This is a genomic window from Fictibacillus sp. EA-CB0309, from assembly GCF_055814265.1.
In genome coordinates this window covers 3,587,410-3,612,768 of record NZ_CP169271.1, presented here as the reverse complement: position 1 = coordinate 3,612,768, position 25,359 = coordinate 3,587,410, and the positions used below count along the sequence as shown (strand labels likewise).

Annotated in this window: 25 protein-coding genes and 8 pseudogenes; 19 read left to right on the top strand and 14 right to left on the bottom strand. The window is 38.1% G+C overall.

Annotation, left to right across the window (positions count from 1 at the left end; genetic code table 11):
- Positions 1 to 25: 25 nt before the first annotated feature.
- A pseudogene (locus ACEWFH_RS20270) lies at positions 26 to 804 on the top strand (sulfite exporter TauE/SafE family protein).
- 217 nt (positions 805 to 1,021) lie between these two features.
- Here ACEWFH_RS20270 and ACEWFH_RS20265 read toward each other — a convergent pair.
- Positions 1,022 to 1,609, bottom strand: coding sequence for a YitT family protein (locus ACEWFH_RS20265; RefSeq protein ID WP_473725447.1), 588 nt, complete (start codon positions 1,607 to 1,609; stop codon positions 1,022 to 1,024).
- Positions 1,610 to 1,768: 159 nt separating this feature from the next.
- Here ACEWFH_RS20265 and ACEWFH_RS20260 point away from each other — a divergent pair, with 159 nt between their 5' ends.
- Positions 1,769 to 1,966 (top strand): DUF2642 domain-containing protein, encoded by a 198-nt coding sequence (locus ACEWFH_RS20260; RefSeq protein ID WP_473725446.1) that lies wholly within the window; start codon positions 1,769 to 1,771, stop codon positions 1,964 to 1,966.
- Between the two features lie 48 nt (positions 1,967 to 2,014).
- On the opposite strand, the gene ACEWFH_RS20255 is transcribed toward ACEWFH_RS20260, so the two are convergent.
- The 3 genes and pseudogenes from ACEWFH_RS20255 to ACEWFH_RS20245 form a co-directional block, all read right to left on the bottom strand.
- A complete protein-coding gene (locus tag ACEWFH_RS20255; protein WP_473727376.1) occupies positions 2,015 to 2,476 on the bottom strand; it encodes an ArsI/CadI family heavy metal resistance metalloenzyme in 462 nt (153 codons plus the stop codon).
- A 20-nt stretch (positions 2,477 to 2,496) separates the two neighbouring features.
- Positions 2,497 to 3,788 (bottom strand): annotated as a pseudogene (locus tag ACEWFH_RS20250) (arsenic transporter).
- 42 nt (positions 3,789 to 3,830) lie between these two features.
- The gene (locus tag ACEWFH_RS20245; RefSeq protein WP_473725445.1) at positions 3,831 to 4,151 is read right to left on the bottom strand and encodes an ArsR/SmtB family transcription factor; all 321 of its coding nucleotides are present in this window, start codon (positions 4,149 to 4,151) and stop codon (positions 3,831 to 3,833) included.
- 139 nt (positions 4,152 to 4,290) lie between these two features.
- Between ACEWFH_RS20245 and arsC the strand changes: the two genes are divergently transcribed.
- The 12 genes and pseudogenes from arsC (at position 4,291) to ACEWFH_RS20185 (ending at position 14,449) form a co-directional block, all read left to right on the top strand.
- The gene (arsC, locus tag ACEWFH_RS20240) at positions 4,291 to 4,692 is read left to right on the top strand and encodes an arsenate reductase (thioredoxin) (protein WP_473725444.1); all 402 of its coding nucleotides are present in this window, start codon (positions 4,291 to 4,293) and stop codon (positions 4,690 to 4,692) included.
- Positions 4,693 to 4,784: 92 nt separating this feature from the next.
- On the top strand, positions 4,785 to 6,017 hold the full coding sequence (locus ACEWFH_RS20235; RefSeq protein WP_473725443.1) for a TolB family protein: 1,233 nt from the start codon (positions 4,785 to 4,787) through the stop codon (positions 6,015 to 6,017).
- Positions 6,018 to 6,151: 134 nt separating this feature from the next.
- Positions 6,152 to 7,560, top strand: a pseudogene (locus ACEWFH_RS20230) (SpoVR family protein).
- A gap of 167 nt (positions 7,561 to 7,727) precedes the next feature.
- Positions 7,728 to 8,411: a hypothetical protein gene (locus ACEWFH_RS20225; protein ID WP_473725442.1), complete on the top strand. Its 684-nt coding sequence runs from the start codon at positions 7,728 to 7,730 to the stop codon at positions 8,409 to 8,411.
- 716 nt (positions 8,412 to 9,127) lie between these two features.
- Positions 9,128 to 9,559, top strand: a complete 432-nt coding sequence (locus ACEWFH_RS20220; RefSeq protein ID WP_473725441.1) for a hypothetical protein — start codon at positions 9,128 to 9,130, stop codon at positions 9,557 to 9,559.
- A 122-nt stretch (positions 9,560 to 9,681) separates the two neighbouring features.
- A pseudogene (locus ACEWFH_RS20215) lies at positions 9,682 to 10,317 on the top strand (SpoVR family protein); the annotation flags it as partial.
- Between the two features lie 213 nt (positions 10,318 to 10,530).
- On the top strand, positions 10,531 to 10,914 hold the full coding sequence (locus tag ACEWFH_RS20210; protein WP_473725440.1) for a YkvA family protein: 384 nt from the start codon (positions 10,531 to 10,533) through the stop codon (positions 10,912 to 10,914).
- Positions 10,915 to 11,116: 202 nt separating this feature from the next.
- A complete protein-coding gene (locus ACEWFH_RS20205) occupies positions 11,117 to 11,713 on the top strand; it encodes a TetR/AcrR family transcriptional regulator (protein WP_473725439.1) in 597 nt (198 codons plus the stop codon).
- A 42-nt stretch (positions 11,714 to 11,755) separates the two neighbouring features.
- Positions 11,756 to 12,570 (top strand): annotated as a pseudogene (locus ACEWFH_RS20200) (SDR family NAD(P)-dependent oxidoreductase).
- Between the two features lie 106 nt (positions 12,571 to 12,676).
- Positions 12,677 to 13,372 carry a response regulator transcription factor gene (locus tag ACEWFH_RS20195; RefSeq protein WP_473725438.1) on the top strand — a complete coding sequence of 232 codons (696 nt, stop codon included), beginning with the start codon at positions 12,677 to 12,679 and terminating at the stop codon, positions 13,370 to 13,372.
- Positions 13,365 to 14,180 (top strand): HAMP domain-containing protein, encoded by an 816-nt coding sequence (locus ACEWFH_RS20190; RefSeq protein ID WP_473725437.1) that lies wholly within the window; start codon positions 13,365 to 13,367, stop codon positions 14,178 to 14,180. Before ACEWFH_RS20195 ends, ACEWFH_RS20190 begins: the two co-directional genes overlap by 8 nt.
- A complete protein-coding gene (locus ACEWFH_RS20185; RefSeq protein WP_473725436.1) occupies positions 14,177 to 14,449 on the top strand; it encodes a sensor histidine kinase in 273 nt (90 codons plus the stop codon). Before ACEWFH_RS20190 ends, ACEWFH_RS20185 begins: the two co-directional genes overlap by 4 nt.
- A 147-nt stretch (positions 14,450 to 14,596) precedes the next feature.
- Here ACEWFH_RS20185 and ACEWFH_RS20180 read toward each other — a convergent pair.
- Positions 14,597 to 15,165: pseudogene (locus tag ACEWFH_RS20180) on the bottom strand (YdhK family protein).
- A 202-nt stretch (positions 15,166 to 15,367) separates the two neighbouring features.
- On the opposite strand from ACEWFH_RS20180, the gene ACEWFH_RS20175 reads away from it, so the two are divergent.
- From ACEWFH_RS20175 to ACEWFH_RS20160, 4 genes and pseudogenes are all read left to right on the top strand, one after another.
- On the top strand, positions 15,368 to 15,700 hold the full coding sequence (locus ACEWFH_RS20175) for an ArsR/SmtB family transcription factor (protein WP_473725435.1): 333 nt from the start codon (positions 15,368 to 15,370) through the stop codon (positions 15,698 to 15,700).
- A 163-nt stretch (positions 15,701 to 15,863) separates the two neighbouring features.
- A complete protein-coding gene (locus tag ACEWFH_RS20170) occupies positions 15,864 to 15,992 on the top strand; it encodes a hypothetical protein (RefSeq protein ID WP_473725434.1) in 129 nt (42 codons plus the stop codon).
- A pseudogene (locus ACEWFH_RS20165) lies at positions 15,992 to 16,856 on the top strand (permease). Before ACEWFH_RS20170 ends, ACEWFH_RS20165 begins: the two are co-directional and overlap by 1 nt.
- Positions 16,857 to 16,889: 33 nt before the next feature.
- The gene (locus tag ACEWFH_RS20160) at positions 16,890 to 17,027 is read left to right on the top strand and encodes a hypothetical protein (protein WP_473725433.1); all 138 of its coding nucleotides are present in this window, start codon (positions 16,890 to 16,892) and stop codon (positions 17,025 to 17,027) included.
- A gap of 70 nt (positions 17,028 to 17,097) precedes the next feature.
- Here ACEWFH_RS20160 and ACEWFH_RS20155 read toward each other — a convergent pair.
- Positions 17,098 to 18,263, bottom strand: a pseudogene (locus ACEWFH_RS20155) (chromate transporter).
- A gap of 34 nt (positions 18,264 to 18,297) precedes the next feature.
- Positions 18,298 to 18,606, bottom strand: a complete 309-nt coding sequence (locus ACEWFH_RS20150; protein ID WP_473725432.1) for a PadR family transcriptional regulator — start codon at positions 18,604 to 18,606, stop codon at positions 18,298 to 18,300.
- 539 nt (positions 18,607 to 19,145) lie between these two features.
- On the opposite strand from ACEWFH_RS20150, the gene ACEWFH_RS20145 reads away from it, so the two are divergent.
- On the top strand, positions 19,146 to 19,970 hold the full coding sequence (locus tag ACEWFH_RS20145; protein ID WP_473725431.1) for an STAS domain-containing protein: 825 nt from the start codon (positions 19,146 to 19,148) through the stop codon (positions 19,968 to 19,970).
- Positions 19,971 to 19,988: 18 nt separating this feature from the next.
- Here ACEWFH_RS20145 and ACEWFH_RS20140 read toward each other — a convergent pair whose 3' ends face one another.
- The 7 genes from ACEWFH_RS20140 to ACEWFH_RS20110 all read right to left on the bottom strand — a co-directional run bounded on the left by ACEWFH_RS20140 (position 19,989) and on the right by ACEWFH_RS20110 (position 25,358).
- Complete coding sequence (locus ACEWFH_RS20140) at positions 19,989 to 20,321, bottom strand: Ger(x)C family spore germination C-terminal domain-containing protein (protein WP_473725430.1); 333 nt, start codon at positions 20,319 to 20,321, stop codon at positions 19,989 to 19,991.
- On the bottom strand, positions 20,318 to 21,085 hold the full coding sequence (locus ACEWFH_RS20135) for a Ger(x)C family spore germination protein (RefSeq protein ID WP_473727375.1): 768 nt from the start codon (positions 21,083 to 21,085) through the stop codon (positions 20,318 to 20,320). The genes ACEWFH_RS20140 and ACEWFH_RS20135 overlap by 4 nt, the downstream gene beginning before the upstream one ends.
- A gap of 10 nt (positions 21,086 to 21,095) precedes the next feature.
- Positions 21,096 to 22,571 (bottom strand): spore germination protein, encoded by a 1,476-nt coding sequence (locus tag ACEWFH_RS20130; protein WP_473725429.1) that lies wholly within the window; start codon positions 22,569 to 22,571, stop codon positions 21,096 to 21,098.
- 10 nt (positions 22,572 to 22,581) lie between these two features.
- The gene (locus ACEWFH_RS20125) at positions 22,582 to 23,646 is read right to left on the bottom strand and encodes a GerAB/ArcD/ProY family transporter (RefSeq protein ID WP_473725428.1); all 1,065 of its coding nucleotides are present in this window, start codon (positions 23,644 to 23,646) and stop codon (positions 22,582 to 22,584) included.
- A gap of 300 nt (positions 23,647 to 23,946) precedes the next feature.
- Positions 23,947 to 24,231: a hypothetical protein gene (locus tag ACEWFH_RS20120; protein WP_473725427.1), complete on the bottom strand. Its 285-nt coding sequence runs from the start codon at positions 24,229 to 24,231 to the stop codon at positions 23,947 to 23,949.
- A gap of 76 nt (positions 24,232 to 24,307) precedes the next feature.
- Entirely contained in the window at positions 24,308 to 24,676 is a 369-nt protein-coding gene (locus ACEWFH_RS20115) for an SET domain-containing protein (RefSeq protein WP_473725426.1), read from the bottom strand.
- Positions 24,677 to 24,779: 103 nt separating this feature from the next.
- The gene (locus ACEWFH_RS20110; protein WP_473725425.1) at positions 24,780 to 25,358 is read right to left on the bottom strand and encodes a 5' nucleotidase, NT5C type; all 579 of its coding nucleotides are present in this window, start codon (positions 25,356 to 25,358) and stop codon (positions 24,780 to 24,782) included.
- Position 25,359 lies beyond the last annotated feature (1 nt).

Below are 25,359 nucleotides of genomic sequence, written 5' to 3'. Positions count from 1 at the left end.
AACATCAGTTTAGGGAGGTGAAGTCATGGAATTTACTTTTATCATTACAATCTTTCTAATTGGCTTTATAGGTTCTTTTATTTCAGGTATGGTGGGTATTGGTGGATCAATCATTAAATACCCAATGCTTTTATATATTCCAGCAATGCTAGGCTTCACTGCATACTCTGCTCATGAAGTATCGGGGATTAGTGCTGTACAGGTATTCTTCGCTACGATAGGGGAGTATGGGCATATCGTAAAGGCGGCTATTTAAACAAGACGCTGATTATTTATATGGGTGGAGCCATTCTGTTAGGTAGTTTTATTGGCGGATATGGGTCACAGGCTATGACAGAAGGACAGATTAACGTTGTTTATGCTGTATTAGCTACGATTGCTGCTGTTATGATGCTTATTCCTAAAAAGGGTATAGATGATATTCCGTTAGACCAAGTTACATTTAATAAATGGCTTGCAGCTGTATTAGCATTTATTGTTGGTGTAGCAGCAGGTGTAGTCGGTGCAGCAGGAGCGTTCATACTCGTACCGATCATGCTGGTGGTTCTTAAAATACCAACCCGCATGACGATTGCTACATCACTTGCGATTACCTTTATTTCTTCAATTGGAGCAACAATCGGTAAAATCACAACTGGGCAAGTATTGTTATGGCCAGCTATAATCATGGTTGTAGCAAGCTTGATCGCATCACCACTTGGTGCTCAGTTCGGTAAAAAGATAAATACAAAGATTCTTCAATTTATTTTGGCAGCACTTATCATTGCTACATCTGTGAAGATCTGGTTAGATATTTTAGGATAATAGGGAACTTGTGTAAGAGGAGAAAGAGGACACGAAGTACGTGATAACACGTACTTCGTGTCCTCTTTCATATTGTGGTCTTAGCGTTCAAGGAAATAATGCGGTTTGCAAGAAGCAGTAAAATGAAAAGGTTATTTATCAGTACAGTTAATTGAGCAAACACACGGAAGCAGATCGGTAAAATGAAGCGGGAAATAAATTGTTGGGGGTCAGTCCCCTAGACGCTTTTGTAGAAATTGATCGAGCGGATGAGGGTCATTGTCATCGTTGCAAAGCCCACAGAAAGAATCGTCACAAGCGAGTAGAATAGGATTCCTTCTCCCATTACATAGAGTCCCGCTATGATGACCGCAGCATCTATCAAAAAGATGACCATCCCTACATTGATTGAAAACCAGCGTGATAAAAAGAGCGCGATCAAGTCGGTTCCACCCGTACTCGTTTCATGTCTCAGCATCCAGCCGATACCTGTTCCAATAAAGAGTCCTCCAATTACGGAGCCTTCCATAACAGAAACAGAAAACACACCACTCAACGGTGAAAGAAAATCTATAATGAAAGACGACACCAACAATCCATGTATGCTATTTATAAAGTAACGGCGTTCCAGTTTCCACGCTAATAGGTAGATGGGAATACTTAAAATGATAATCGTTAGACCCACTTTATACCCCCATACATATTTTACGAGAAGACTGATGCCTATCATCCCGCCATCCAATAGATGAAAAGGGACAATGAAACCATTGATGCCAATACCAAGCAAGACACTGCCAAAGAAAATAGCTACTGTTCGTTTAAACATGGCACTCATCCCTGTCTATGATTATTTCTACATAATATGCGTGATTGTCCAATAATAGTCATGTACCCAGGGTGTTTGTCCGTGTCTCTTTTTCACTTTTTGCATGTAATAGTATAGAAAGCCCCTTGTTTGCAGTGCAAAATAGGGAAGGTGAGTGTTGTGAAAGACTTCAGAAGAGCTGCAAAACGTCTTTTGGAGAGACAGGTCGTGGTGGATACAGCAAATCAATCTTACGAAGGCAGACTAAGAGCAGTTGAAAGAGACTATATTACGTTATGTGTAATGAGCTGTGATCATAAATATAGGGACCAGATTATAATTCGTATTGCAGAAATTGTCGCCTTATCCACCCTTTAATCCAATAAAAAATCCCTTGCATATTTGTTATGCAGAGGGATTTTTTTGCTATTTCTTTGTAAAACCTAATGTAATCGGTTGAGTCTGTTGAGGAGGTGCGCAACATAATGATAGATCTCGTGCATCTCCAGCTGATTCAAATTCAGAGTCTTCTTTTGTATAAAAAATCTCCCATGCGTTGCCGTCGGGGTCGTATACCCATACTTTGTCTTGAACAGCATAGCAGCATGTGGTGTTCATCTCATCTATTAAGAGCAGTCCTGCTTCTCGAAGTCTTTCTCCCATGGCAAGAACATCTTCTGTGTTGTTTACTTGAAATCCTAAATGATTAAGTACACCATCTTTTGCAAATGGGCGAGCGTTCAGAGAAAAATGAAGAGCAGGCTGATCAAGCTCAAATTTTGCATAATTGTCTTTTACTTTTGTTGGTTCTGAACCAAAAAAGCTTTTATAGAATTCAAGAGATTTTTCTAAGTCTGTACAGTTAACAGCGACATGCATGCGTTGTATCATAATGTGCACTCTCCTTTTTATGAAATAATCATCAGCCATAAATAAAGGCCGGTTAATGTGATGAAAAGGGTTGGGACGGTTAAGATAATTCCAATTTTGAAATAATAGCCCCAGGTGATTTTTACCCCTTTTTTGATAACACGTGTAGCCATAGAAGTGTGGCTAGTGAACCAATCGGTGTGATTTTTGGTCCTAAGTCCGAGCCGATAACGTTTGCGTAAATCAATGCTTCACGGATAACACCGGATGTTTCCGTTCCTTGAATTGCTAGAGCATCAATCATAACAGTAGGCATGTTGTTCATAACCGATGATAATACAGCGGCTAAGAAGCCCATCCCAATCGTTGCAACGAATAACCCTTGATCGGCAATGACCTGAATCCAACTGCCAAGCATATCGGTCAGTCCGGCATTACGAAGTCCGTAAACGACTACATACATACCTATAGAGAAGACAACGACAGTCCATGGTGCATCTTTAACCACTTTTTTTGTTTGAATGGCTGGACTTTTACGAGCTGCAATAATAAAGAAAATCGCTGCTGCACCAGCAATAAAGGAAACGGGTATGCCGATAAATTCACTCGTTAAGTACCCGATTAAAAGAACAGCAAGAATGATCCAAGACAACTTGAACAGCTTTTCATCACGAATGGCTTCTTTCGGTTGTTTGAGCTGTGAAAGATCATAATTCTCTGGAATGTCTTTTCCGAAAAAGATAAGTAAAACAAGCATGCTTGCAATCAAGGAAAAGAAGTTTGGGACAATCATGCGGCTTGCGTATTCAACGAACCCGATGTTAAAGAAATCAGCCGAAACGATGTTTACTAAGTTTGAAACAACAAGAGGCAGGGAAGTCGTATCTGCAATAAATCCACTAGCCATTATAAATGGCAACACCATGGACTCTTTAAAGTTAAGTGCTCGCACTTGAGCGAGTACGATCGGTGTCAGGATTAATGCTGCACCGTCATTTGCAAAGAACGCTGAAACTGCAGCTCCGAGAAGGATGACATACGTAAACATCTTCTTTCCGTTTCCGCCGGCTAACCTCGCCATATGTAAGGCGGACCATTCAAAGAAACCAATTTCATCTAAAATAATAGAGATGAGTATGATGGCTACAAATGCTAATGTGGCGTTCCAAACGATTCCGGTTACGGTCCATACATCATCAAGCGTAACGACATTAAGAAGAAGTGCAACAATGGCACCGACCGTAGCCGACCAGCCGATCGACAGACCTTTTGGCTGCCAAATCACAAAAATAATCGTAACTAAAAATACAGCGAAGGCCATAATCGCCATGCTGTCCATATAAACTCCCCCAATTTCTTAAGTAATTCTAAGTTAGCAGCAAACTTTTCCGCCTGACGCTTTTAATTCTTCGATCTTAGCTGACATGTCAGGAAGAGCTTCTAAGTTGGCTTTAATAAAAGGATAGATTTCTCCATCAATGGAGTAGAAGATCCATTGGCTGTTGCGTCTTTCTTTAACGAGTTTAGCTTGCTTTAATTTTCGTAAATGTTGTGAAATACTAGGTTGTGTCATTTTTAAGATATCAACTAACTCACATACACATAGTTCTTCGTGGCGAAGTAGTGCTAAGATGTTCAAGCGTGTTTTATCTGCCATTGCTTTATAACAATCTGTTAACTGATCCAGTTCCATATCGATCTCACCTCATTAGTATATAACCATATGATTATATAAAATGTCAAAGAATATATAAATAAATATTGATATAAGGATATACTTATATTATGATGGTCTCGAAAGAAGTTCTTTTACTACAGGAGGTTTTTAAAAAATGGCTAAACCAATTATCTATTTCCTTTGCACAGGAAACTCTTGTCGTTCCCAAATGGCAGAAGGTTTTGGACACCACTATCTTGGTGATAAATATGACGTATATTCCGCTGGGATCGAAGCACATGGAGTGAATCCAAATGCGATCAAAGCGATGAATGAAGTAAATATTGATATTACGAATCAAACATCAGATGTAATCGATAAAGATATTTTAGAAAAAGCAGATTTGGTCGTTACATTATGCGGCCATGCAAACGATGTATGCCCAGCAACACCACCTCACAAAAAACGTGAGCACTGGGGATTTGACGATCCAGCAGGGAAAGAATGGAGCGAATTTCAGCGTGTTCGTGATGAAATCGCTTCTCGAATCAAGCGTTTCGCTGAAACAGGAGAATAATAATGGACAGCACAGCTCAGGAGCCAAATGGTTTCTGAGCTTTTTTGTATGAAATTTTGCATTTCGTTCATGTTACTAATGAGGTGATTCAAGTGATGCGTTGTTTCTTTATCGTATTAAGCTTAATTTTTGTGATGATCAATCATCCGGAATTAACAGAAGCTGCTGATGATAAAGCAGCATTCATTCGGAGTGACGGAATTTGGTTAAAAGAAGGCGAGATGGAGAGAAGGATTGTTGAAGGATCGAATCTTTCCCATCCACAGTTCTCAAGGAACGGGACATATATCAGTTATGTGTCAAAAAATCAAAATCGCAATGAGCTATGGGTGTATAACCGTGTAACTCGTTTAAAAAGAAAAGTGTTTGATGGTGATGTGAGTTTAACGAGGTGGTCTCCCATCGAATCAAAGCTCGCATGGAAAAGCGGGAGTGTGTTAAACGTAATTGATCTTTCCAAACCTGCTTCATCTTTTCAAAATGTCATACTCGGCGCAGGTAACTATAGCTGGGCACCTGATGGAAAAGGATTTGTTGTTTCGTCATCTGCGAATTTAGAGCCTGATGGATGGAGTCCAGTTCGACTATTTTATGTTCCTGTGAATGCAAATGGGGATCTGAAAAAAGTACAGAACATTACTACGCTGCCAAAGATGAGTCAGACGTTCTTTGCGATTGGCACAACAGAATTCAAGTGGGGAATGGATGATCAATGGTTTGCATTTATCGCATGTCCCACAGCTTCCATGTCAGCTGACAGCAATACATTAATGGTTGTCTCTTTAGATGGCTCCCGAACCAAAATCCTTGGAAACATGTTAGATCAGCCGAATTGGTTTCATTGGTCTTCTGATAAAAAGAAACTGGCATTTATTAAAGGGATCGGCCGGCTGACTTCTGAAAATAAACGTTTAACCGTATGGGATGCAAAAAGCGGCAAAGAAGCAAACCTTGGATTTGATGGATATGCCGATGGTGATTTCACTTGGAGAAACGACAAGGAAATTGTTGTGAGCAGACAAATCGAATGGGGCTGGGATGTACCTGAAGAAAAAAGATCTAAGCCGTTTTTAGCAAGTGTAAAAATAGGAGATGGAAGTGCAAAGAAAATAACGAAGCCGGGTCTTGGTGAAGCAGATGTTTATCCGGAAACGCTGCTTAGCGGTGATCTTGCTTGGGTAAGAACAGGTATTCTTGCTACAGAAGCAAAAGTGATGATAAAAAGTAACAGCTCCGAAAAAGAAACAGTTTGGATTGAAAAGTTACGTACTCCCCAAGATTGTTCAGGCTGGCCATGTATGATTGATATTTATCAAGCAAGATAAAGGATAGAGGCGGATTCTAGTGGGGAGTTCGCCTTAATTTTATAAACCCGTCCGTTTTTTCCATGCTGTTTTCTCATGAATGCCTGTTTTCTTTCATACAGTTAAAAGTAAGGAAATAGCAGGAGGGGGAAAATATGAACTGGGAACTGCAAAATAAAGAGCTTGAAAAAGCAATTGCTGAAATTACTGAGATTGCTGACCACTTTGGCCTTGATTTTTACCCAATGCGGTATGAAATATGTCCTGCAGATATTATCTATACATTTGGTGCGTATGGGATGCCAACACGTTTTTCTCATTGGAGTTTTGGAAAACAGTTTCACAAAATGAAGCTTCAGTATGACTTAGGGTTGAGCAAAATTTATGAGCTCGTCATTAACTCTGATCCTTGTTATGCGTTCTTGCTTGATACCAATTCGCTCATCCAGAACAAATTGATTATTGCCCATGTTCTCGCGCATTGTGATTTCTTTAAAAACAATGTTCGTTTTTCTAATACGAGAAGAGATATGGTCGAGTGTATGACTTCGACGGCTGAACGTGTGGCCCAATACGAACATTTATATGGCAAAAAGAAGTTGAACAGTTTTTAGACGCAGTTCTTGCGATACAAGAACATATAGACCCTTCACTCGTAAGAAACAAATTAAATTATGTATTTGAAGACGAAGAAGACCTCACGCCAAAGAAAGAAACACCTTATGATGATCTTTGGAAGCTGGACGATAAAAAAGGTCCGCAACCAGCGTTGAAAAAGAAAAAGTCATTCCCGCCGCAGCCTGAAAAGGACATTCTTTTATTTATTGAGCAATATAGCCGTGAACTTGAAGAATGGCAACGTGATATTTTATCCATGATGAGAGAAGAAATGCTTTATTTCTGGCCACAGCTCGAAACGAAAATCATGAACGAAGGCTGGGCATCTTACTGGCACGCAAAGATTCTGCAAGAAATGGACTTAACCTCTCATGAGACGATCGAGTTTGCGAAACTGAACGCTGGAGTTGTCCAGCCATCAAAGACATCGATCAACCCGTATTATTTAGGCTTACAGATTTTTAAAGACATTGAAGATCGCTACAACAATCCCAACGAAGAGCTCATCAGACAAGGTGTAAAACCTGGTTCAGGTCGGGAAAAGATGTTTGAGGTTCGTGAACTAGAGTCAGATATGTCGTTTATCCGAAACTACCTAACTAAAGATCTCGCTCAGCGGGAAGACATGTATTTGTTTCAAAAGCAGGGCAAAGAATACAAGGTTGTCGATAAGCAGTGGGAAGAAGTAAGAGATCAGCTCGTGAGTATGCGGGTAAACGGTGGATTCCCATACATTACGGTTAATGACGCAGATTATATGAAAAATGGTGAGCTATACCTCGTTCATAGCTATGAAGATATGGAACTTGATGTGAAGTATCTTGAGAAGGTATTGCCGCATCTTCATCATCTGTGGGGACGTCCTGTTCATATGGAGACGAGGATTGAGCAGAAGCCTGTTTTGTTTACGTTTGATGGGAAGACGGTTCATCGGAAGTATTTATAATGAAATAAGCACGCAGCCGCGTGCTTATTTTTATTTGAGCCTATAAATCTTAAGTATTTGATGAATTATTAATAAAGTATTTTGAAAATATTATTAGGGAATTACATCTGAGTTAAATTGCACCTGGGGGCATAATATACGATATAAATAAAATGAGGTGAATAAAAATGGCTAATATAAAGTTATTTAGAGCTATTTATATTCCAGAGACACCGTTTGTAAATGGAGTATTAAAGCCTAAAAAGGCAAGGAAATATAAATTTGAATTATTGAAAAGTGAAAAAGTAGTAAACAATCTATATCATCTTATTTTTAAAAAGGATGAGAAACTAATTCACTGTTATTATTTTGAGAATATAGAAGATGAGTTGGAAAGATACTTGTTTGTGGAGAATAATGAATTATATGATGACTTTATTTCACAGTTTTGGGGCGGCGGACAAAGGTACTGGGAAAGTGGAATGGACGTTTATTTAGATTTAAATCGTCCTGAAGAGGTATTTGAACAGTTAACTCATGTATATAACAATAGTTTTTATGAGGAGGATGAGCCTACGCCATTAAGCCATATTTTCGGTCAACAAATGTGGCATAGCAACGCCTATCTTATTGCCAATCGAACAGCTTTATTGGAACTAAAAGAGGCGATTGATGTTGCCTTAAAGTATGAAGAAACACGATTAGGCTTAATGCCTTCTGATGGTGAAGGATATGATTTATTTATAAAATGTGTTGAAGATGATTTTAAATGGGAAGAGTTAGAAATGCCTTACCATGATAGAGAATGTTATGTACCTGATGAAAAAGTAGAGCTACCTCCGCATAAGATTTTTAATAATTATAAACTTTAGAGGGTAATATATCTTCTGATAAAGTAATGATCTTTCTTATTCAACGTAGCAGGATTGTTGAATAAGAGCATTATTAAAACCTGTCTTTAAGACTGCTTTTTCATATGGAATTTAAAGGGGCAGGTTAGTTTAATAAGAATAGAATAACTACGTAATAATATCGGAGGTGTTGTAATGATTACGGTTAAAAATGCTGAAGGTTATCTTAAGACTAAGATTGCTGATGATATTGATGATATAAAAAAGTTTGGGAAATATTTAAGGATTTTTGTAAAGAAGTAATAGAGGGAGAAGAAGATAAAGAAATTCTATTTCAATGTGGTGTCTATGATTTTACTGGAGAGGAACTATTTCATTATGATTTTGTACGACAGTTTACTGTTTATGAAGAAGACGATTATTCTCGTATGGAACAACTTCATTGTGAATTTCTATTTAAACCAACAAATGAGTTAAGAAAGTTAGAGGTATCAGAATGGTCAATGGATTATGATGATATTAATGTTTTTTAAATCACATAGAAAAGCTTCATGAGTTTAAAATACCTTTGAATTTAAAGCCAATTAAATTAGAAATATATCAGGAAGAAGTTTAAACCTTATTTCATTATCGGGTGCGATTGCTGAATAAGGACAGTCGCTTTTTTCTAACTGAGCAGAAGTTCAATAACATTTTCTAAATATTATCCAAGCTAGGAGGGTGAGTATGGAAGGCTCTTGGGAAGGCTTATTAGATATAATTGGTTTAAATCAAGATATAAGAAAAAAGCTGAATTAAAGGCATTGATAGAATTCCCATTAGCAGAACCAAAAACAGACTTGTTAATAAACTTATTTGACTACATAACAAGTATTTATGGTTCCGAGAGATGCACTATTCTTTGGTGGTATGAACCAAGCTGCATTAATGTTAAAAACATAAGTAATCCATTTACTAAAATCATTAGCAAAGATGATTTAAAATATTTACAGGATTTGTGGGAAAGAATTGCTGGGGATTATATTTTATTTTTGCCAGAAAATTTCAATACAAAAGTTGATACCAGTGATGAAGAAGAGTGTATTGGAGTATGCTTAACCAAATACTCTCAATTGCTACTAAAAACTCCTGATGCAAATGAAGTATTGTATTTATGTCTAACTGAATGAATTTTTTATTCAGCTAACGGATGCGATTGCTGAGATGCAATTGTTATTTAGAAAGATTAATCTAATCATTAGGATTCGTAAGGATTACATACAGTGACATTGCATAATAACCGCCTTATTGGAACGATGGCTGGGCTAGCTATTGGCACGCCAAAACCCTTCAAGAGATGGATCTAACTTCGCATGAGACAATTGAGTTTGCGAAACTTAACGCTGGAGTTGTTCAGCCATCGAAGACATCGATCAATCCGTATTATTTAGGCTTACAGATTTTTAAAGACATTGAAGATCGCTATAACAACCCCAACGAAGAGTTGATCAGGCAAGGTGTGAAACCAGGCTCAGGTCGTGAGAAAATGTTTGAGGTTCGGGAACTGGAGTCTGATATGTCGTTCATCCGAAACTACTTAACCAAAGATCTCGCTCAGCGGGAAGACATGTATTTGTTTCAAAAGCAGGGCAAAGAATACAAGGTTGTCGATAAGCAGTGGGAAGAAGTGCGTGATCAGCTGGTAAGTATGAGAGTAAATGGCGGATTTCCTTATATCACAGTCAATGACGCAGATTATATGAAAAATGGTGAGCTATACCTCGTTCATAGCTATGAAGATATGGAACTTGATGTGAAGTATCTTGAGAAGGTATTGCCGCATCTTCATCATCTGTGGGGACGTCCTGTTCATATGGAGACGAGGATTGAGCAGAAGCCTGTTTTGTTTACGTTTGATGGGAAGACGGTTCATCGGAAGTACCTCTAAAATTAAACAAGTGTTTAATTTTCATAACAAAAAGCGCGTCTGCTGGCGTGCTTTTTGTTTTACTCTGTTATAATAAAGCTGCTATTAATATAAGCAACACGAGCAATTGCGAAACATATATTTATATAGACTTACCTTATAGCTGAGAACATTTAAACCCAGTGTTGCTTTGTACTGACTAAGGATCATGATGAGTAGAAGGTGATTGAAGTAATGAGGCAAATTATAGATGAAATAAAACACTGGGCAAAAGAGATAAAGAGGCAGCTCTATGTCTTATTTTTAGTTTCACAGCACAAGGACGTTCCAATCCATGTGAAAGCATTGGCGATCTCTATCGTTGCATATGCATTAAGTCCAATTGATTTAATTCCTGATTTTATTCCATTATTGGGTTTTTTGGATGATATAATTCTTCTGCCTTTAGGGATGGTCATTGTGTTTCGATTGATTCCCCCAGCGGTTCTAGAAGTGTGCAAGGAGCAAGCTGCTAACCAAAGCGAGCAGCTCCCAAAGAATTGGATAGCAGGCGGTGTCATCCTGACGATATGGATAACTGTTCTTATTTTTATAATAAACAAGGTAGCCGTTTTCTAATGGGAGATATCATCAATCATTCATATCAGAGCCAACAATTTAACAAATCTTTAAAGCACCCCAATTTTGAGGAGTGCTTTTTTTACATCTGTAAAATTTTACAATATTGTGAAATATGCTAGCTAACGATTCTATCTTTTGTAAAAAAATGTATAATAAAATTAGAACAACCGTTCAATTTTTGAAAGGAGTTTTCGGTTCATTGAGCAAACGTCGTTACAACAGTGAGACTGCAAAACAGGACATCATGGAAAATGCATTCTTGATATTTTCTCAAAAAGGTTATACACAAACTTCTGTGGCCGATATCTCTAAAGCTTCTGGTTATAGTAAAGGACACATTTATTATCATTTTCAAAATAAGGAAAAGTTGTTTGTTTTATTAGCTCAAAGAACGATGAAGGATTGGTACTCAAAATGGATGACGAAGGAACCAGCCTTTTCTTCTGCTACTGAGAAATTGTATGGAATGGCAATCCATGTTCTTTACAATTATCAGACCCCTTTGTTAAAAGGCGGGCAAGAGCTTGCTTCTAATCCAGATTCAAATCCTGATTCTATCAAGCAGCTATACGAGCTAGCAGTCATCCCAATGGGAGCTTATCGTGCCATTCTTTTAGAGGGTATAGAGAATGGTGAATTTACGAAAGGCAATGTAGATGAGTGGACTGTGTTAATTGGTACGTGGCTTGGCGGACTATGTCAGCTCACAAACACGCAAGAACTTCATAGCCTTGAACCACTTTTTGAGCAGGCAGTCTCTATATTTTTGGAGTCTATCAAAAACAAACCGATTTAGGATGAAAGCTTTAAAAATTCATGTATAGGGGCGATTGATGTGATGGAGATTAAAAAGGTTGCTATCGTTACGGGTGGAGCTTCAGGAATTGGGTATGCACTCTGTAAGGAACTTGTGTCACAGAACGTTTTTGTTATCGTTGCAGACATCAATCAAGAAAAGGGCAGACAGGTTGAAGAAGAGTTAAATAAAGAAGCAACAAATGCGAGATATCAGTATTTAGACGTAACAGATGCTCAAAGTGTAGAGAATACGATTACAGCCATATTCCAAGAGTTTGGCAGGCTTGACTACCTTTTTAACAATGCGGGAATCGCCATGTACGGTGAATTATATGATATGACGCTCGATGACTGGAGAAAGATCATGGACGTTAATCTGTGGGAGTCATTCACGGGACGCAAATCGGATATAATCTAATGAAAAAACAAGGGTTTGGTCATATTGTAAATACAGCCTCTGCTGCAGGACTTGGACCATCACCAGTATCCTCAGCTTATGGGACGACAAAACACGCTGTCGTTGGCTTAACGACATCGCTGCATTATGAAGCTGAGGAATTCGGTATAAAAGTAAGTACACTTTGTCCGACGTTTGTAGATACCCCGATCTTTGAAGAGGCAAGAGCAATTAACATCAATAAAGCGGTAATCATGGAGCAATTTAAAAAGCAAAAGATGATGACGCCTGAGAAACTTGCAAAAATCACATTAGAAGGCATACATAAAAACAAACCTATTATTTGTCCAATGCCTATGCGCAGAACGATGGATATCTTTTTCACACTCGTTCCCTCAGCTCACAGAGGACTTATGCGGCTCGTCTGCAGAGTGAGCAGAAAAGCTAGATTATCTTAATAAGAAGTCTTAGTTAAGAACTGCTTACGCTCTTGGGCAGTTCTTATTTTTTTGTCACCCCATCATCCGTTATAATACAAGTACTAAACCTTTTGGGGGAGTTAGCGTGAAAACCATTTTAATTGTGGAAGATGAACCAAAGCTATTGGAAGTTGTCTCTTCTTATCTGGAGAAGGAAGGGTTTCATACACTAGAAGCTCTAAATGCAAATGAAGCATTAAACCATATTAAAAGAAAATCTGTTGATTTTGTGGTTCTGGATCTTATGCTCCCAGATATGAGCGGGGAAGAACTCTGTCAAAGGATTAGACAAGCTCACACGTTACCTATTCTGATGTTGACTGCAAAGGTTAATGAGGAAGATCGTATAAACGGATTGTCGCTCGGTGCTGATGATTATATGGTAAAACCATTTAGCCCGCGTGAACTTGTCATGCGTGTTAAAACGATTTTACGCCGTTCTGGAAACGGGGATTTGCTGGCTGAACAGATTACGTACAACGGTGGTCAATTTAAGATTGATGCTTCTAAACAAGAGGTGTTCGTAAAGGGAGAACCAGTAAATCTTACGCCTAATGAATACAAGTTGTTGCTTACGTTTGGCAGGCATCCTAATCGTGTTTTTGCTAGGGAAGAATTAGTGGAGAAGATTTTGGGTTTTGATTTTGAAGGAGATAGCAGGACCATTGATCAGCACGTGAAGAATCTTAGGTATAAGCTCGAGATTGATCCTAAAAACCCACTCTATATTGTTACTGTTTTTGGTGTAGGGTACAAGTTTACAGGAGGCGGTCATGTATAGAGGACTGCATGCAAGATTAACAGTTATTTTTATTTTGGCCGCGTCATCTATACTCGTAATTGCCGGCCTCATTATCATGTTTGAAGTTCATTACCACATCACGATGTTTCAAAGGGATGTACCAGAATTTCAAAGTATTCAGCCCTTAACCCATCATTTTGAAAAAGCCTTATTAAGTTCGGTTCTTTGGACTTCAATAGGTGCCATTATCCTGGTTTGTATGATTAGTTATTTTGTGGCGAAAAATTTATCAAGACCGTTGGTGGAGATGAGAAAAGCGGCTGAAAAGATGGCAAAAGGTGAGCTCGAAGTAAGGATAGAAACGCTAGGGAATGATGAACTCAATGAACTTGGAAATTCTCTTAATCAGCTTGCTGCCAAACTTCAATTACAGGAAACATCTCGAAAAAATATGACTTCTGATATTGCCCATGAACTGAGAACACCTTTAGCCACCATTAAAAGTCACCTAGAGGCCTTTGAAGATGGTGTTTTTCAACCAAATCCAGATCGAATACATTCGCTTAAAGAAGAAATTGAACGCCTCATTTCTTTAGTTCAAGATCTAGAGCATTTAACAGCCATGGAATCACCAGAATTCTCATTAGATAAGAAGCAGGAAGAACTGAATAAAATCATTACGAAAAGTATGGATGCCGTTGCAGGAGCTTTTGTGCAAAAGAGTGTGGCACTTTATTCAGAATTGCAGCCTAACGTAGAACTAAGTGTAGATGCGAAACGAATTGCGCAAGTATTAATAAACTTGTTAAGTAATGCTCTTAGATATACACCAGCGGGGGAAAGGTGACTATTTCTACACATGCAGAAAAAGATTCTGTTTTCATTTCGGTTAAAGATACTGGAATCGGCATCCCAAAAGAAGAGATTAAACAAGTGTTTGAACGTTTTTATCGTGGAGAAAAATCCAGGAGCAGAGAACACGGCGGAAGTGGAATTGGTCTAACCATAGTAAAAAGAATTGTTGAAGCACATAATGGACAAATATGGATCAAAAGTGAGCCTGGAAAAGGAACAGAAGTTAACATGAAGTTTAATAGAGAAAAGGCTGGCATTTAACATTAAATGTCCAGCCTTTTTGGGCAAGTGCTTTGGGTAGCAAACGTGCTGCCTGTGTTCTTTGTCGAAAAGCCTATAAAATATTTTGAAGGCCCATAAATTTTTTTCAAGGACTATAAATGGTACAACAGCCATGCCTTATACAGCTTATTCAGCTGATAACTCGCTTTCGGTTACCCACTTATGATTGGTTACTTTTTCACCGTCGGTAGTAGGAGTATAATCTACCATGTAGACCGTGGTTTGTTCCGCAGAATCAATGACTGCTTTTGCCCCTTTCATGCCTTTCATATGGTCTGCGTTCAGGACGACTTCGGTACCAGCAGTTAGAGGTTTATCTCCTGCATCTTTAATTTCTTCATGTATTACCCACTTGTGGTTTGTCACCTTTTACCACCTGTTGTTGGTGTATAACTCACTGTGTAAACCGTTGTATCATAAGCTCCTGCAATCGTAGCTTCTGCACCGTCCATGCCTTCCATATGATCAGCCTTAATGATGGCTTTGCTGTCCACTTCAAAGGTTGGATTTTCTGCATTTCTCAATCCTTTTGGAACTTCACCTGAGCCAGAATGATCCATGTCTCCATGATCCATGCCACCGTGATTTTCTTCGCTTTCATTTGGTTTTTCTTCTGTTTGATCATTACCACAAGCTGAAAGGATGAGTGAGAATGCCAGCAGCAGGGTGGCAATCACGTTCTTTGTTAGCTTCATTTTTGTATCCTCCTTCTAAAAATAGAGTACCCTAACTTCAAAAATATACCAGGGCATTGAATTCATATATTAAACATAATGGGTAGTTGTGTAGAAGTTGTGAAGAATAATATCAAATTATTTTGATTTAATAGTTGCAAATTAGAAAATAAAGGATATACTGTAATTACATCAAAAGTTTTTGATGTTAGGAGATGATGATATGAAGAAGGAAATACCTTTACTAAATAATATAAAAGTATCTACAAATGACCTTGAAAAATACGAACAAAAGTTTAAGGCTCTTGCCGATCAACAGCGTTTGCAAATTATTAATATTTTGGCTTTGAAAGAGAGTGTTTGTGTTTGTGATCTAACACCCATAATCGATATGCCTCAATCCAAACTTTCTTATCACTTAAAAATATTATTAGAAGCAGACCTGATAAAGAAAGAAAAAAGAGGAACCTGGAATTATTATTCGTTGAATGTTAGTGAGCTTAAGGGACTATTATCAGATCAATTATGCTGCGTGTTCCTTCCATCTTGTTGTTGAATGAAGTACTACAATTTTGTAGTACTTCATTTTCACAAAAACATCAATTTTTTTTGATGTATAGATCAAATTTTTTAATATAACAGGAGGAGATTTGATATGAATACTTACTATCTTGAAAAGATGATGGAAATGAAACAAAGAGAAATGGAGCAATTGTCAAATGAAAGCTCGAGATCCCATTGCACAAAGAAAAATTCAGTACTACTTCTTACGTCACTGTTTTCAAGGAAGAAGGCAAAACAATCAAATCAAGTTTGCTGCGCTTGATAACAAAGGAGAAGAAAAATGATGTGGATGGAAACATTTAAAAGTTTTTTGAGTATCGCGTTAGAACTGACCGTTTTGTTCGTTGCAATCTCATTTATCATCAACCTGCTTCAATCGTATATCCCTTATGAAAAAGTGGAGAAGTATCTGAGTGGTAAGAATAAAGGATTAGCTGCACTCTTCGCCTTAGTTTTTGCCTTTGTCACACCATTCTGTTCATGCTCAACTATTCCAGTCATCGTTAACATGTTAAAAAGAAGATGCCTTTTTCAATAGTCATGATCTTTCTCTTTGCATCACCTGTACTAGACCCAACGATTATTACCATCATGGGAGTCATCCTTGGATGGAAAGTAACAATGATATACACAATCGTAACAGCTATTTTCTCTGTAATCATAGGTTTCTTATTAGACGCTCTTGGCTTTGAGAAATCAGTGAAAAATGTCGTGATGACTGGGTATGAAGAGGAAACGAAAAAATTCGATGTGAAAAAGCTCTTTTTGAAACTTTAAACTTGATGAAGAGCGTCTATCCATACCTGATAGCAGGTGCTGCAATTGGAGCGGTCATTCATGGTATTGTACCGACTGAATGGATTGCAAGTACGTTTGGAAGTGATAAATGGTGGATTATCCCCATTGCTGCGGTTATAGGGATCCCTTTATACATCAGATTATCTAGTATGATTCCAATCTCTCAAGTATTAATTGCGAAAGGAATGGCTTTAGGTCCAGTCATGGCTCTTATGATTAGTTCAGCGGGTGCAAGTTTACCAGAGGTCGTTCTTTTGAAATCTATTTTTAAAAAGGAGCTTGTACTAACATTTGTGGCCTCAGTTATAACCATGTCAACGGTATCAGGATTTATTTTCTATCTTATTTAAAAATGCAGTTCTGAAGAAAGGAGGTGAGCAAAGATGAACTTTATCGTTAAACTGATGGGCAGTAAAAAGGAGAAAGATAGTGGATGCTGCAAAATTGAGATTAAAGAGATGGATGTTGAAGTGAATGAATGCTGCAGCAATGATCGTGAAGAGGTAACGTGTTGTAAATAAATATGTTGCTTATAAGTAGAAAGAAACTGCCAAGATTAGCAGTTTCTTTCTCAGATTTTTTAACAGTTGTTTAAAGAAGGGACATCAACAATCCGCCAATGGCCCCTGTCACAACAATTACCCAAGGCGGAAGCTTCCAATAAACCAGCATGCTAAATAGAACAGCCGCGAAAGCGAAATCGATTGGTTTTAAGATGGTGCTCGTCCAAATTGGCTTATAGAAGGCTGAAATTAAAATCCCGACTACGGCTGCATTGACACCCATCAATGCGCCTTTAATTTTAGGATTCTGTCGCAGCATGTTCCAAAACGGAAGAGAACCTAGAATTAACAGGAACGCCGGTAAGAAGATCGCAAAGGTTGCAAGTAATCCACCTTGCCAGCCGTTCATCACCGCTCCGATATAAGCGGCAAATGTAAACAGTGGACCAGGAACAGCTTGTGCAGCTCCATATCCAGCTAGGAAAGCTTCTTCACTAATCCAGTCAGTCGGAACAAATTCACGTTCAAGTAATGGAAGTACAACATGTCCACCGCCAAATACTAAAGATCCGGAACGATAAAAGCTATCAAATATAGCGATCCAGCTGATGGATGTGGCTTCTCTTAGAATTGGCAGTATAATAAGCAATGCAAAGAATAAAGTTAAGCAGATGACCGCGAACTTCTTTGAAATCGGAATTCATTTTTAGTATCATCGCTCTCTGTTTGCTCACGGTATAAAAGAAATCCTAAGAGTCCTGCAACTAGAATGACACCTACTTGTGAAAAAGCGGTTTGCCACAGCAACGTTCCAACTAAGGCAAAGAGGGCGATTGTTTTTCTTTTTAGATCTGGTGTTAATTTTTCAGCCATTCCTAAAATGGCATGTGCCACTACCGCAACAGCTACAATTTTCAAGCCGTGAATCCAGCTTAGGTCCGCTACATTCAAACCCTGAAGTATAAGTGCGAATAAAATAAGTGAGATAACAGAAGGGAAGGTAAAGCCGATAAAGGATATAATTCCGCCTAATACGCCTCCTCGCATAACCCCAATTCCTATGCCTACTTGACTGCTCGCTGGTCCGGGCAGAAATTGACACAACGCAACAAGGTCTGCGTAGCTTTTTTCATCCATCCATTTTCTTTTTCTCACATACTCTTCATGAAAATAACCTAAGTGCGCGATAGGCCCCCCAAAAGAAGTTAGACCAAGTCTAGTAGAAACGAGAAGGATTTCTAATAATGTTTTCAAACGGTTTTTGTCACGATTCAATGTATTTCACCTCTTAATCCTTAATTTCTTTAAATAACTCAAACGCTTTTATTCTGGCTTCTGATAAGACGAGTTTGCCTTTTTCAGTAGCGGTGTAATACTTCCTTATTTTCCCTTCGACCTTTTTATCTTCTCTGATCAAAAGACCGTCTGCCTCCATGGAGTGAAGAATCGGATAGAGAGTACCAGTACTTATGTTGTAGCCGTGTTCTCTAAGCTCTTCTAACATCCAGACACCGTAGATCGGGTGTTCTAGTGCATGATGCAGAATGTGTATTTGAATAAAGCCAAGAAACAGTTTTCGTAAAACTTTCTCTTCCATGAAATCACCACCTAAAGTTGCATTTCAATATCGATTACCAATATCGGTTTTCGGAATTACAATAACATGACTATCTTTTCCTTTCAACCGTATCCCTATAAGGTTTACATAATCTTAATATTTTTCTTTTTTATCTCTTGTCAAAAGGATGTTCTGTTAAAGAATGTTGTTTTTTGGTTTGTACCTTTTCTTCTTTGACAGGTTGATTGGAGTGGAAGGCGCGTGCCTACCACCTGAGAAGCTTCTCTCAAGGCATGAGACGTGGAAGCTCACATCGGTAGCATTTACTTGTAGACGCAGGAGCAAGAATGCTCCCGTGAATGTCCATCATTCATGGGAGCTCACCTCCCGCCCCGCGGAAAGCGAAGCACCTGGAAAGGAAATCAACTACTTTCAAGTGCAACATTGATATCTTTGAAAAATCCCATCACTTGTCTCTTTTATTATTTTCACAGTTTAGCCATTTACTGGTTTTTTAATGATACAATCATAGAAGGTACGTAATTAAAACTATTTTTCTTGATATGGAGTGAAGCAGATTGAAATCGACATTAACGGTTGCTCATTATCTAAAAGAAAACGCTGAACTTCTAGCTAATAAGATCGTTGATGATATTATTAAAAAGTTTGGTTTTCAGGTAAGTGAGGAAGATATCAATCAGGCAATAAAAGTTTATGCTGAATTTTTATCGTTTTTAAGTGATTCCATTGATTGTGAAGAAGGTTCAGTACCGGATCAACTCATGGCATGGAGTCGAGAAAACGGAGAGAAAACAGCAGCAAAGCATCACAGGATCTCAGATATATTAATTCGTTATCCAGACACTAGGATGGTGTTTGCTGACTTTATTTTGAATATAAGCATAGAATTTGGGCTGTCTACAGCAGATGTTATTTTAATTCTCAAGCGAGTTCACCATATGCTTGATGTGAGCATCAATGAAACGGTTCTTGCCTTTGAGCGAAAGTCAGAAGAGATTTTAGAGAAAACAAAGACAGAGCTTCGGGAACTCTCTACACCTGTCGTTCCGATTGAGAATGGACTGGCTGTCTTGCCATTGATCGGCACCATTGACGCCGATCGAACAGAGCATCTTATGAAGAATGTGCTTCCTAAAATCCCTGAACTTCAAGTTGAATGTTTGATCATGGATTTTTCAGGAATCGTCGACATTGATTCTGAAGTGGCTTCTCATATTTTTAATGTATACCGTGTTCTAGGTTTATTAGGAATAGACGTACTGGTGACGGGTTTGCGTCCGGAGTTAGCAATCAGTGCGGTTTCTGAAGGAATCGATTTTTCATCTATAAAAACATTTGCAAATGTTAAACAAGCGATAGAGAGCATCAAACAAATAAACTAGCATGCTAAGCGTGCTAGTTTATTCTTTATACTTTTGGGTGCCGGCATGAACGATTTGAACGTCAACTTTTATTGAATCTAAGGAATCTTCTTGCAAAGCATATTTTTTAACCAAGGAAGGAGATCTCCGATAAGTAGAGCGTGTTAAATTATATACATCACTGTCTATTGAAAGTCCATTTAAGTAAGTTTGTTTTATTTCCTTCTTCATTTTTTGAACGATTTTCTTTTCTAGTTCTTTACGAGGTACTACTTTTAAATTTTCATCAATTGTTGCTTTTGCTTTAACTTTTATTGTGTACTTAAGTTCATTTTGAACAGGCTCTTTTAGATGTACTTTATATCCGTTCATTTCCAGTTGTACAACAGTATCCCCAATGGATACTTCAAGCTTGTTCTTTTTTCCTCTTTTGTTAACCATTCTAATCCATGAAGGTGTTCATCATTCAGTTTCCCTTTAAGATTCATATTATTAAGAACATAGCCCCCATTAATAGTAGGTAACATCGGTTTATCATCATCTTCATGCCATTTTCCTTTTACCAATTTCACATTAGGGATAATGGTTGACCCGAATGGTTCGTTGCCGTTTCTTAATAACACTTGCATGGATAATGGGTTAACAGAGTGGTTTCTTTGCAACATCGTATCTGGATGAAACAAAACTTTATAAGTGGGTGCTTGTTTAAATAAAGATTTCGCTTTCAATACGTCGCTAATATCTTCTGACGTACCAAAAACCCATGCTGTAAATCGAATTAGAGGATCGTGACCGATATGAGAAATAACTTCACTCAGCTTTTCTTTAATGACCCTCTCGCTGAACAAAATCACTTGCACGTGTCCGTAATATAGTGGGAACTGAGAAGATTTCTCTAACTTTCTGAAAGCCATAGTGAGCGTGTCTCCCTCCTCTCTTCCCACTAATACTGGAGATTCGGAAGCCTGAGAACCGCCGCCTTCTTGTTTAGCAATAGATGAAAAGATCGCTGATTCTGTATAAACAATGTATTTACCATCCTTATAATCCACACCTAAAGCCTCTATATAAAGCTGCTCGTTAATTCCCCTTGATCCCCAGCAACCTGTGAGAATAAGACATAAAACACACAACATGAACATAACCTTAATTCTCATTACGATCACCTTGGCTAGTAGAGTCTTTTGGATACAGGTACGAAGATCTTTTCTTCATGAAAGTAAAAGGAGCTTTGAAAAATGTTTTAAACGTATCAGCCGCGTTTGGTGCAGCTAAAGCTTCAATATATGGATAGTCAAAGGAACGAAGGGAACTGACTAGCAAAAATATACTAAGCATAGCGATGAAAAATCCAAACAGTCCAAACGTAGCACACATGAGAAGGGTATATATCCGTAAGAAAAGCAGATTCCCACTCAATGATTGGTTGACGAACGTATAACTGGCAATCATCGTTATAGCTACAACAACAAGTGTTGTAGGAGAGGTTAACCCTGCTCGGATTGCCGCATCCCCAACGATTAATCCTCCTAATACCGCTACGGTCTGACCAACAGCCCTAGGAAGTCTAGCTCCTGCTTCTTTAAACAATTCAAACAAAACGACCATAATCATCATTTCAAGTGGCAACGATAACGGTAATCCTGTTCGAGAGAGTGTTAACGTTGCAAGAAGGGGATAAGGAAGCTGATCTGGATGAAATGTTGTCAAAGCAATCCAGAGGCCTGGTAATGTAACGGTTGTGAAAAGTCCAGTGAATCGAAGAAGTCGTTCAAACGATACCATGTAAAAACTGGCATGAGCGTCTTCTGGGGATTTCAACGTAATCGCAAGAGAAGCGGGACCAATGAGAACTGTAGGTGAACCGTCTACAATAATGACAAATCTTCCTTGAAGTAATGATTGGACCGCAAAATCAGGACGCCCTGTATTATCAATCAGGGGAAAAATAGAAAAGACAGAATCTGATAATTCTTCTTCTAGTTCACTGCTTGATACGAGAGCATCGATATCGATCTTAGAAAGACGCTGTTCAGCTCTTACCACGAGATCTGGGTCGATTATGTCTTCAATAAATAGTAACGAAACAGCCGTTTGGCTCCTTCTACCAATCGTAAAAGACTTGCTGTTGAGTGAAGATGTTTTTAGACGTTTTCGGATTAGCGCGAAATTGATCTCCAAATCTTCAATAAAACCGTCTCGTGCACCACGTATAGAGATCTCCGTATTCGATTCTTCCGGTGTTCGCTTTGGAGTGTTTGCAAGATTGATGGCATATAGAGAATTGTTCTTTGAACCGGGTAAGAGTACTTGTCCTGAAAATAAGCTATGCTCAATCTTTCTTTTGTTTGAAGAATCAATAAGGATTTCATGAACCACAAATCGATTTTTTAAAGAGTTAAACATAGCAACATCATCCTGCTCAACGATGTCATTTAAGAACGGAAGCAAACTTTCTTCTAGTAATAGGGTATCAACTAGTCCTTTACAGAACATTAAGGTATATGCAGAATTTGTTTTTTCTGCAAATAAATCGTTTTTTACCACTACGTCTGTGGAGTGCCTAAACCAGCTATGAAGTTCATGAATTTTAGTATTTTCTGTACGGTTTATAAACTTCATCACATATTCCTCATTTCTTAACTAGAACATAAAGACAGACAATCGAAATAATGGGCAGCATCACATACATCTGTATCGGAAAGAAGTAATGATACAAAAAGTTAAAAACAGAAATGTTTGATATAGGAGCAAGTGTATAAGCAATCGCAAGAATATATAGGGAAGCAACTAGCCATATCCTGTGTTTTTTTACATTAATCAATTTTGTAACCAAGAACATCAATAAACTCACTCTAATAAAAGCACCAGAAATCCATTGGAAGATGGAAAGGAAGTCCATCCTGGTGATTTCTTTGCTAATCGTTAGAAGCTTCCATTGTTCAAAAGCAGGGTATCTTAATTTATTAGCTTCATAAGGGCCAAACTCTGCGATGGCTGCCATAGTTGGTCCTAACATAAGTCCCACTAAAACAAAACTCACAAAAATGATGTGTTTCCACTTAAGCGTCTTATGTGTGTGATGGACAAGGAATAAAAGCGTACTTAACTCTGTTAATCCGGATAAAACATAAACTCCACCTTTAAACACAGGAGACCAGCCATTTTCTGCAATGGGCAATAGCATGGAATAGTCTTTATGCGGAATGTTTCCAATCGCAATAAAGAAGCCGAATGTTACAACTAACGGTAAGGCAATCAAAGCTACCATGCTTAATTCCTGAAGTCCTTTATAAGTCCCGAAAAAGCAGAGCAATCCTAACAAAATACAAAGAGCAAGAGGAGGGCTATTTATTAAATAATTTGTTTTTGTCCATGTAATTGTATCTCGGAAAGTAATCGTTGCATTTAAGAAAAAGTAAAGGATAAATACACCGCTAAGCAGATAGAAAAGTACTGGACCTAGTCGGGTTTTTATAAACTCTATAAAATTTTGATTTCCTAATTTTTTTAAAACGGAACCAATAAGCAAAATGAAAAGGATGTAAGGAACAAGGGAAAGAAGAATACTTACCCAAGCATCTCTTCCTGATGCAGATAGGATGACGGGTATAATCAGAACGTGATTTACCAGGCCGGATGAAAGAATTAAAAGGGTATATATATGTATTGGAGCTACACCAGGTTGAATTCTCATATGTTCCTCCGGTCACTTGAATATGAGTTAGTATTGTTTAAATTTGAGGGCATTATTCTATAGGTAAAAACAAATCTTAAGCTCAATCACATTTGGAATCCCGCGAGTTTATAAGTTTTTCCCGCGAGTTTTGGATGGAATTCCGCAAATTTTCAACTTAATCCCGCGAGTTTGGTGCATATTTCCGCGAGTCGCTAAATGGACCAGTTTCGTTCTGAAGAATACCTTAATCCATAGCACGCAGCTTGCTCTCGGAAAACAAAAAAACTCAAACAAAAGATCAGCCTTTTGTTTGAGCCATTACTTCGTTTTATCTGTTATGTAGCGTATATAACCTTCACGATGTCCGCCTTGATCAATAATTTTTCTTACATAATAGGGATCTTTTAATAAGCCGTTTTGTTTATCTAGTTCAATCCACTTCTTGATTTCAGGGGTATCGTTCAAATCTTGAAACCACTCTTCGTTCTCTAACTCTTCCCATAATTCATAAATATCAGGGTCTTTCATCTTCAAAACATGCTTTTGAATGGTCTCTATTAAAAAACCTGCAGTGAGTAAACAAAGCAATAAGAATAGCAGCATATCATTTAAACCTCCAGTCTTATTAACATACACCAAAATGAGCACATAAAAAATAGCACGTTTTTATCGTGCTATTTTAAAAGACATCAAACCAAAGAGGGCCTTTGTCATCAGGGTCTCCATTGTAGTTCACAAAAATTTCTTCTCCTGCTTTAATGTTTTTAATCGCGTAAAAATCTACAGTTTCTTGTTTTAAATTGTTATCAAACTTTGCATTCGGTTTATAGGAGTGGTTGAAAAGCGAACCGTATCCTAGAGCGACCGCAACATGGTCGTAATCTTCTCCCCAATTGAAATAATAATTTCGTAAAGCCGTTTTTTTGAGTTTTTTATATTGATCATCTGGACATACGATAACTGGTGCCTGATGAATCAGTTCACCCTTTTTAATAGAGCGTGTTGCAAAGATTCCTCTGCCATAACGAGATTCTTTTACCTCGATCACTTTCTATGTCACCACCATTCATTAACATAAGAGCTGTACAAATCATGATATGAAGGTGTACGACAAGGAGTGCAGGCAGAAAAAAGCACGCTGAATCAGCGTACTATTTTAAATCGGTATGTTTTTTAATAATTTCTTTTAACTCCGACCAATCGGTTAAACGCGGCAAGTCTAAGTGTTTATTATAGTTCTGGTGTCTAACGTATAGCTGAACAGGCTCATCTGTAAGAGTATTTAAGACGTTCGGTTTATCATCAAAATAAAAATCGAGATTTAAATCTTTTATTGTGTGAATCTTTTCTTCATCTTTCATCCCGCAGAAGAATCGTCCTTCTTGTACAGGGAACCCCGCATTTTCTACCCATTTCTTCGTTTGCTCGCAATGCTTTGCAGGTCTTGCTGTAATGTAGAAGATTTCATGACCTTGTTTGTCGAGTTCTTGTAATACTTCGATCGCATCAGGGTAGGCAGGGCAGTCTGTAAAATAAATCTCTTCCATTGAATCGATCCAGAGCTGATTGCCTTCCTTTGTTGAAAGTCCAAAAGGCTCATGAATCTCAAGCGTTTCAATCGTATGAAAAACGTCCAAAGGGATGTCTTGCTTCAGTTTTTTATTGTAGATGTGAAAAGCGTGTTGTCGTAAGTTGATTAACGTATCATCAATATCAAAGCCAAATCTCATG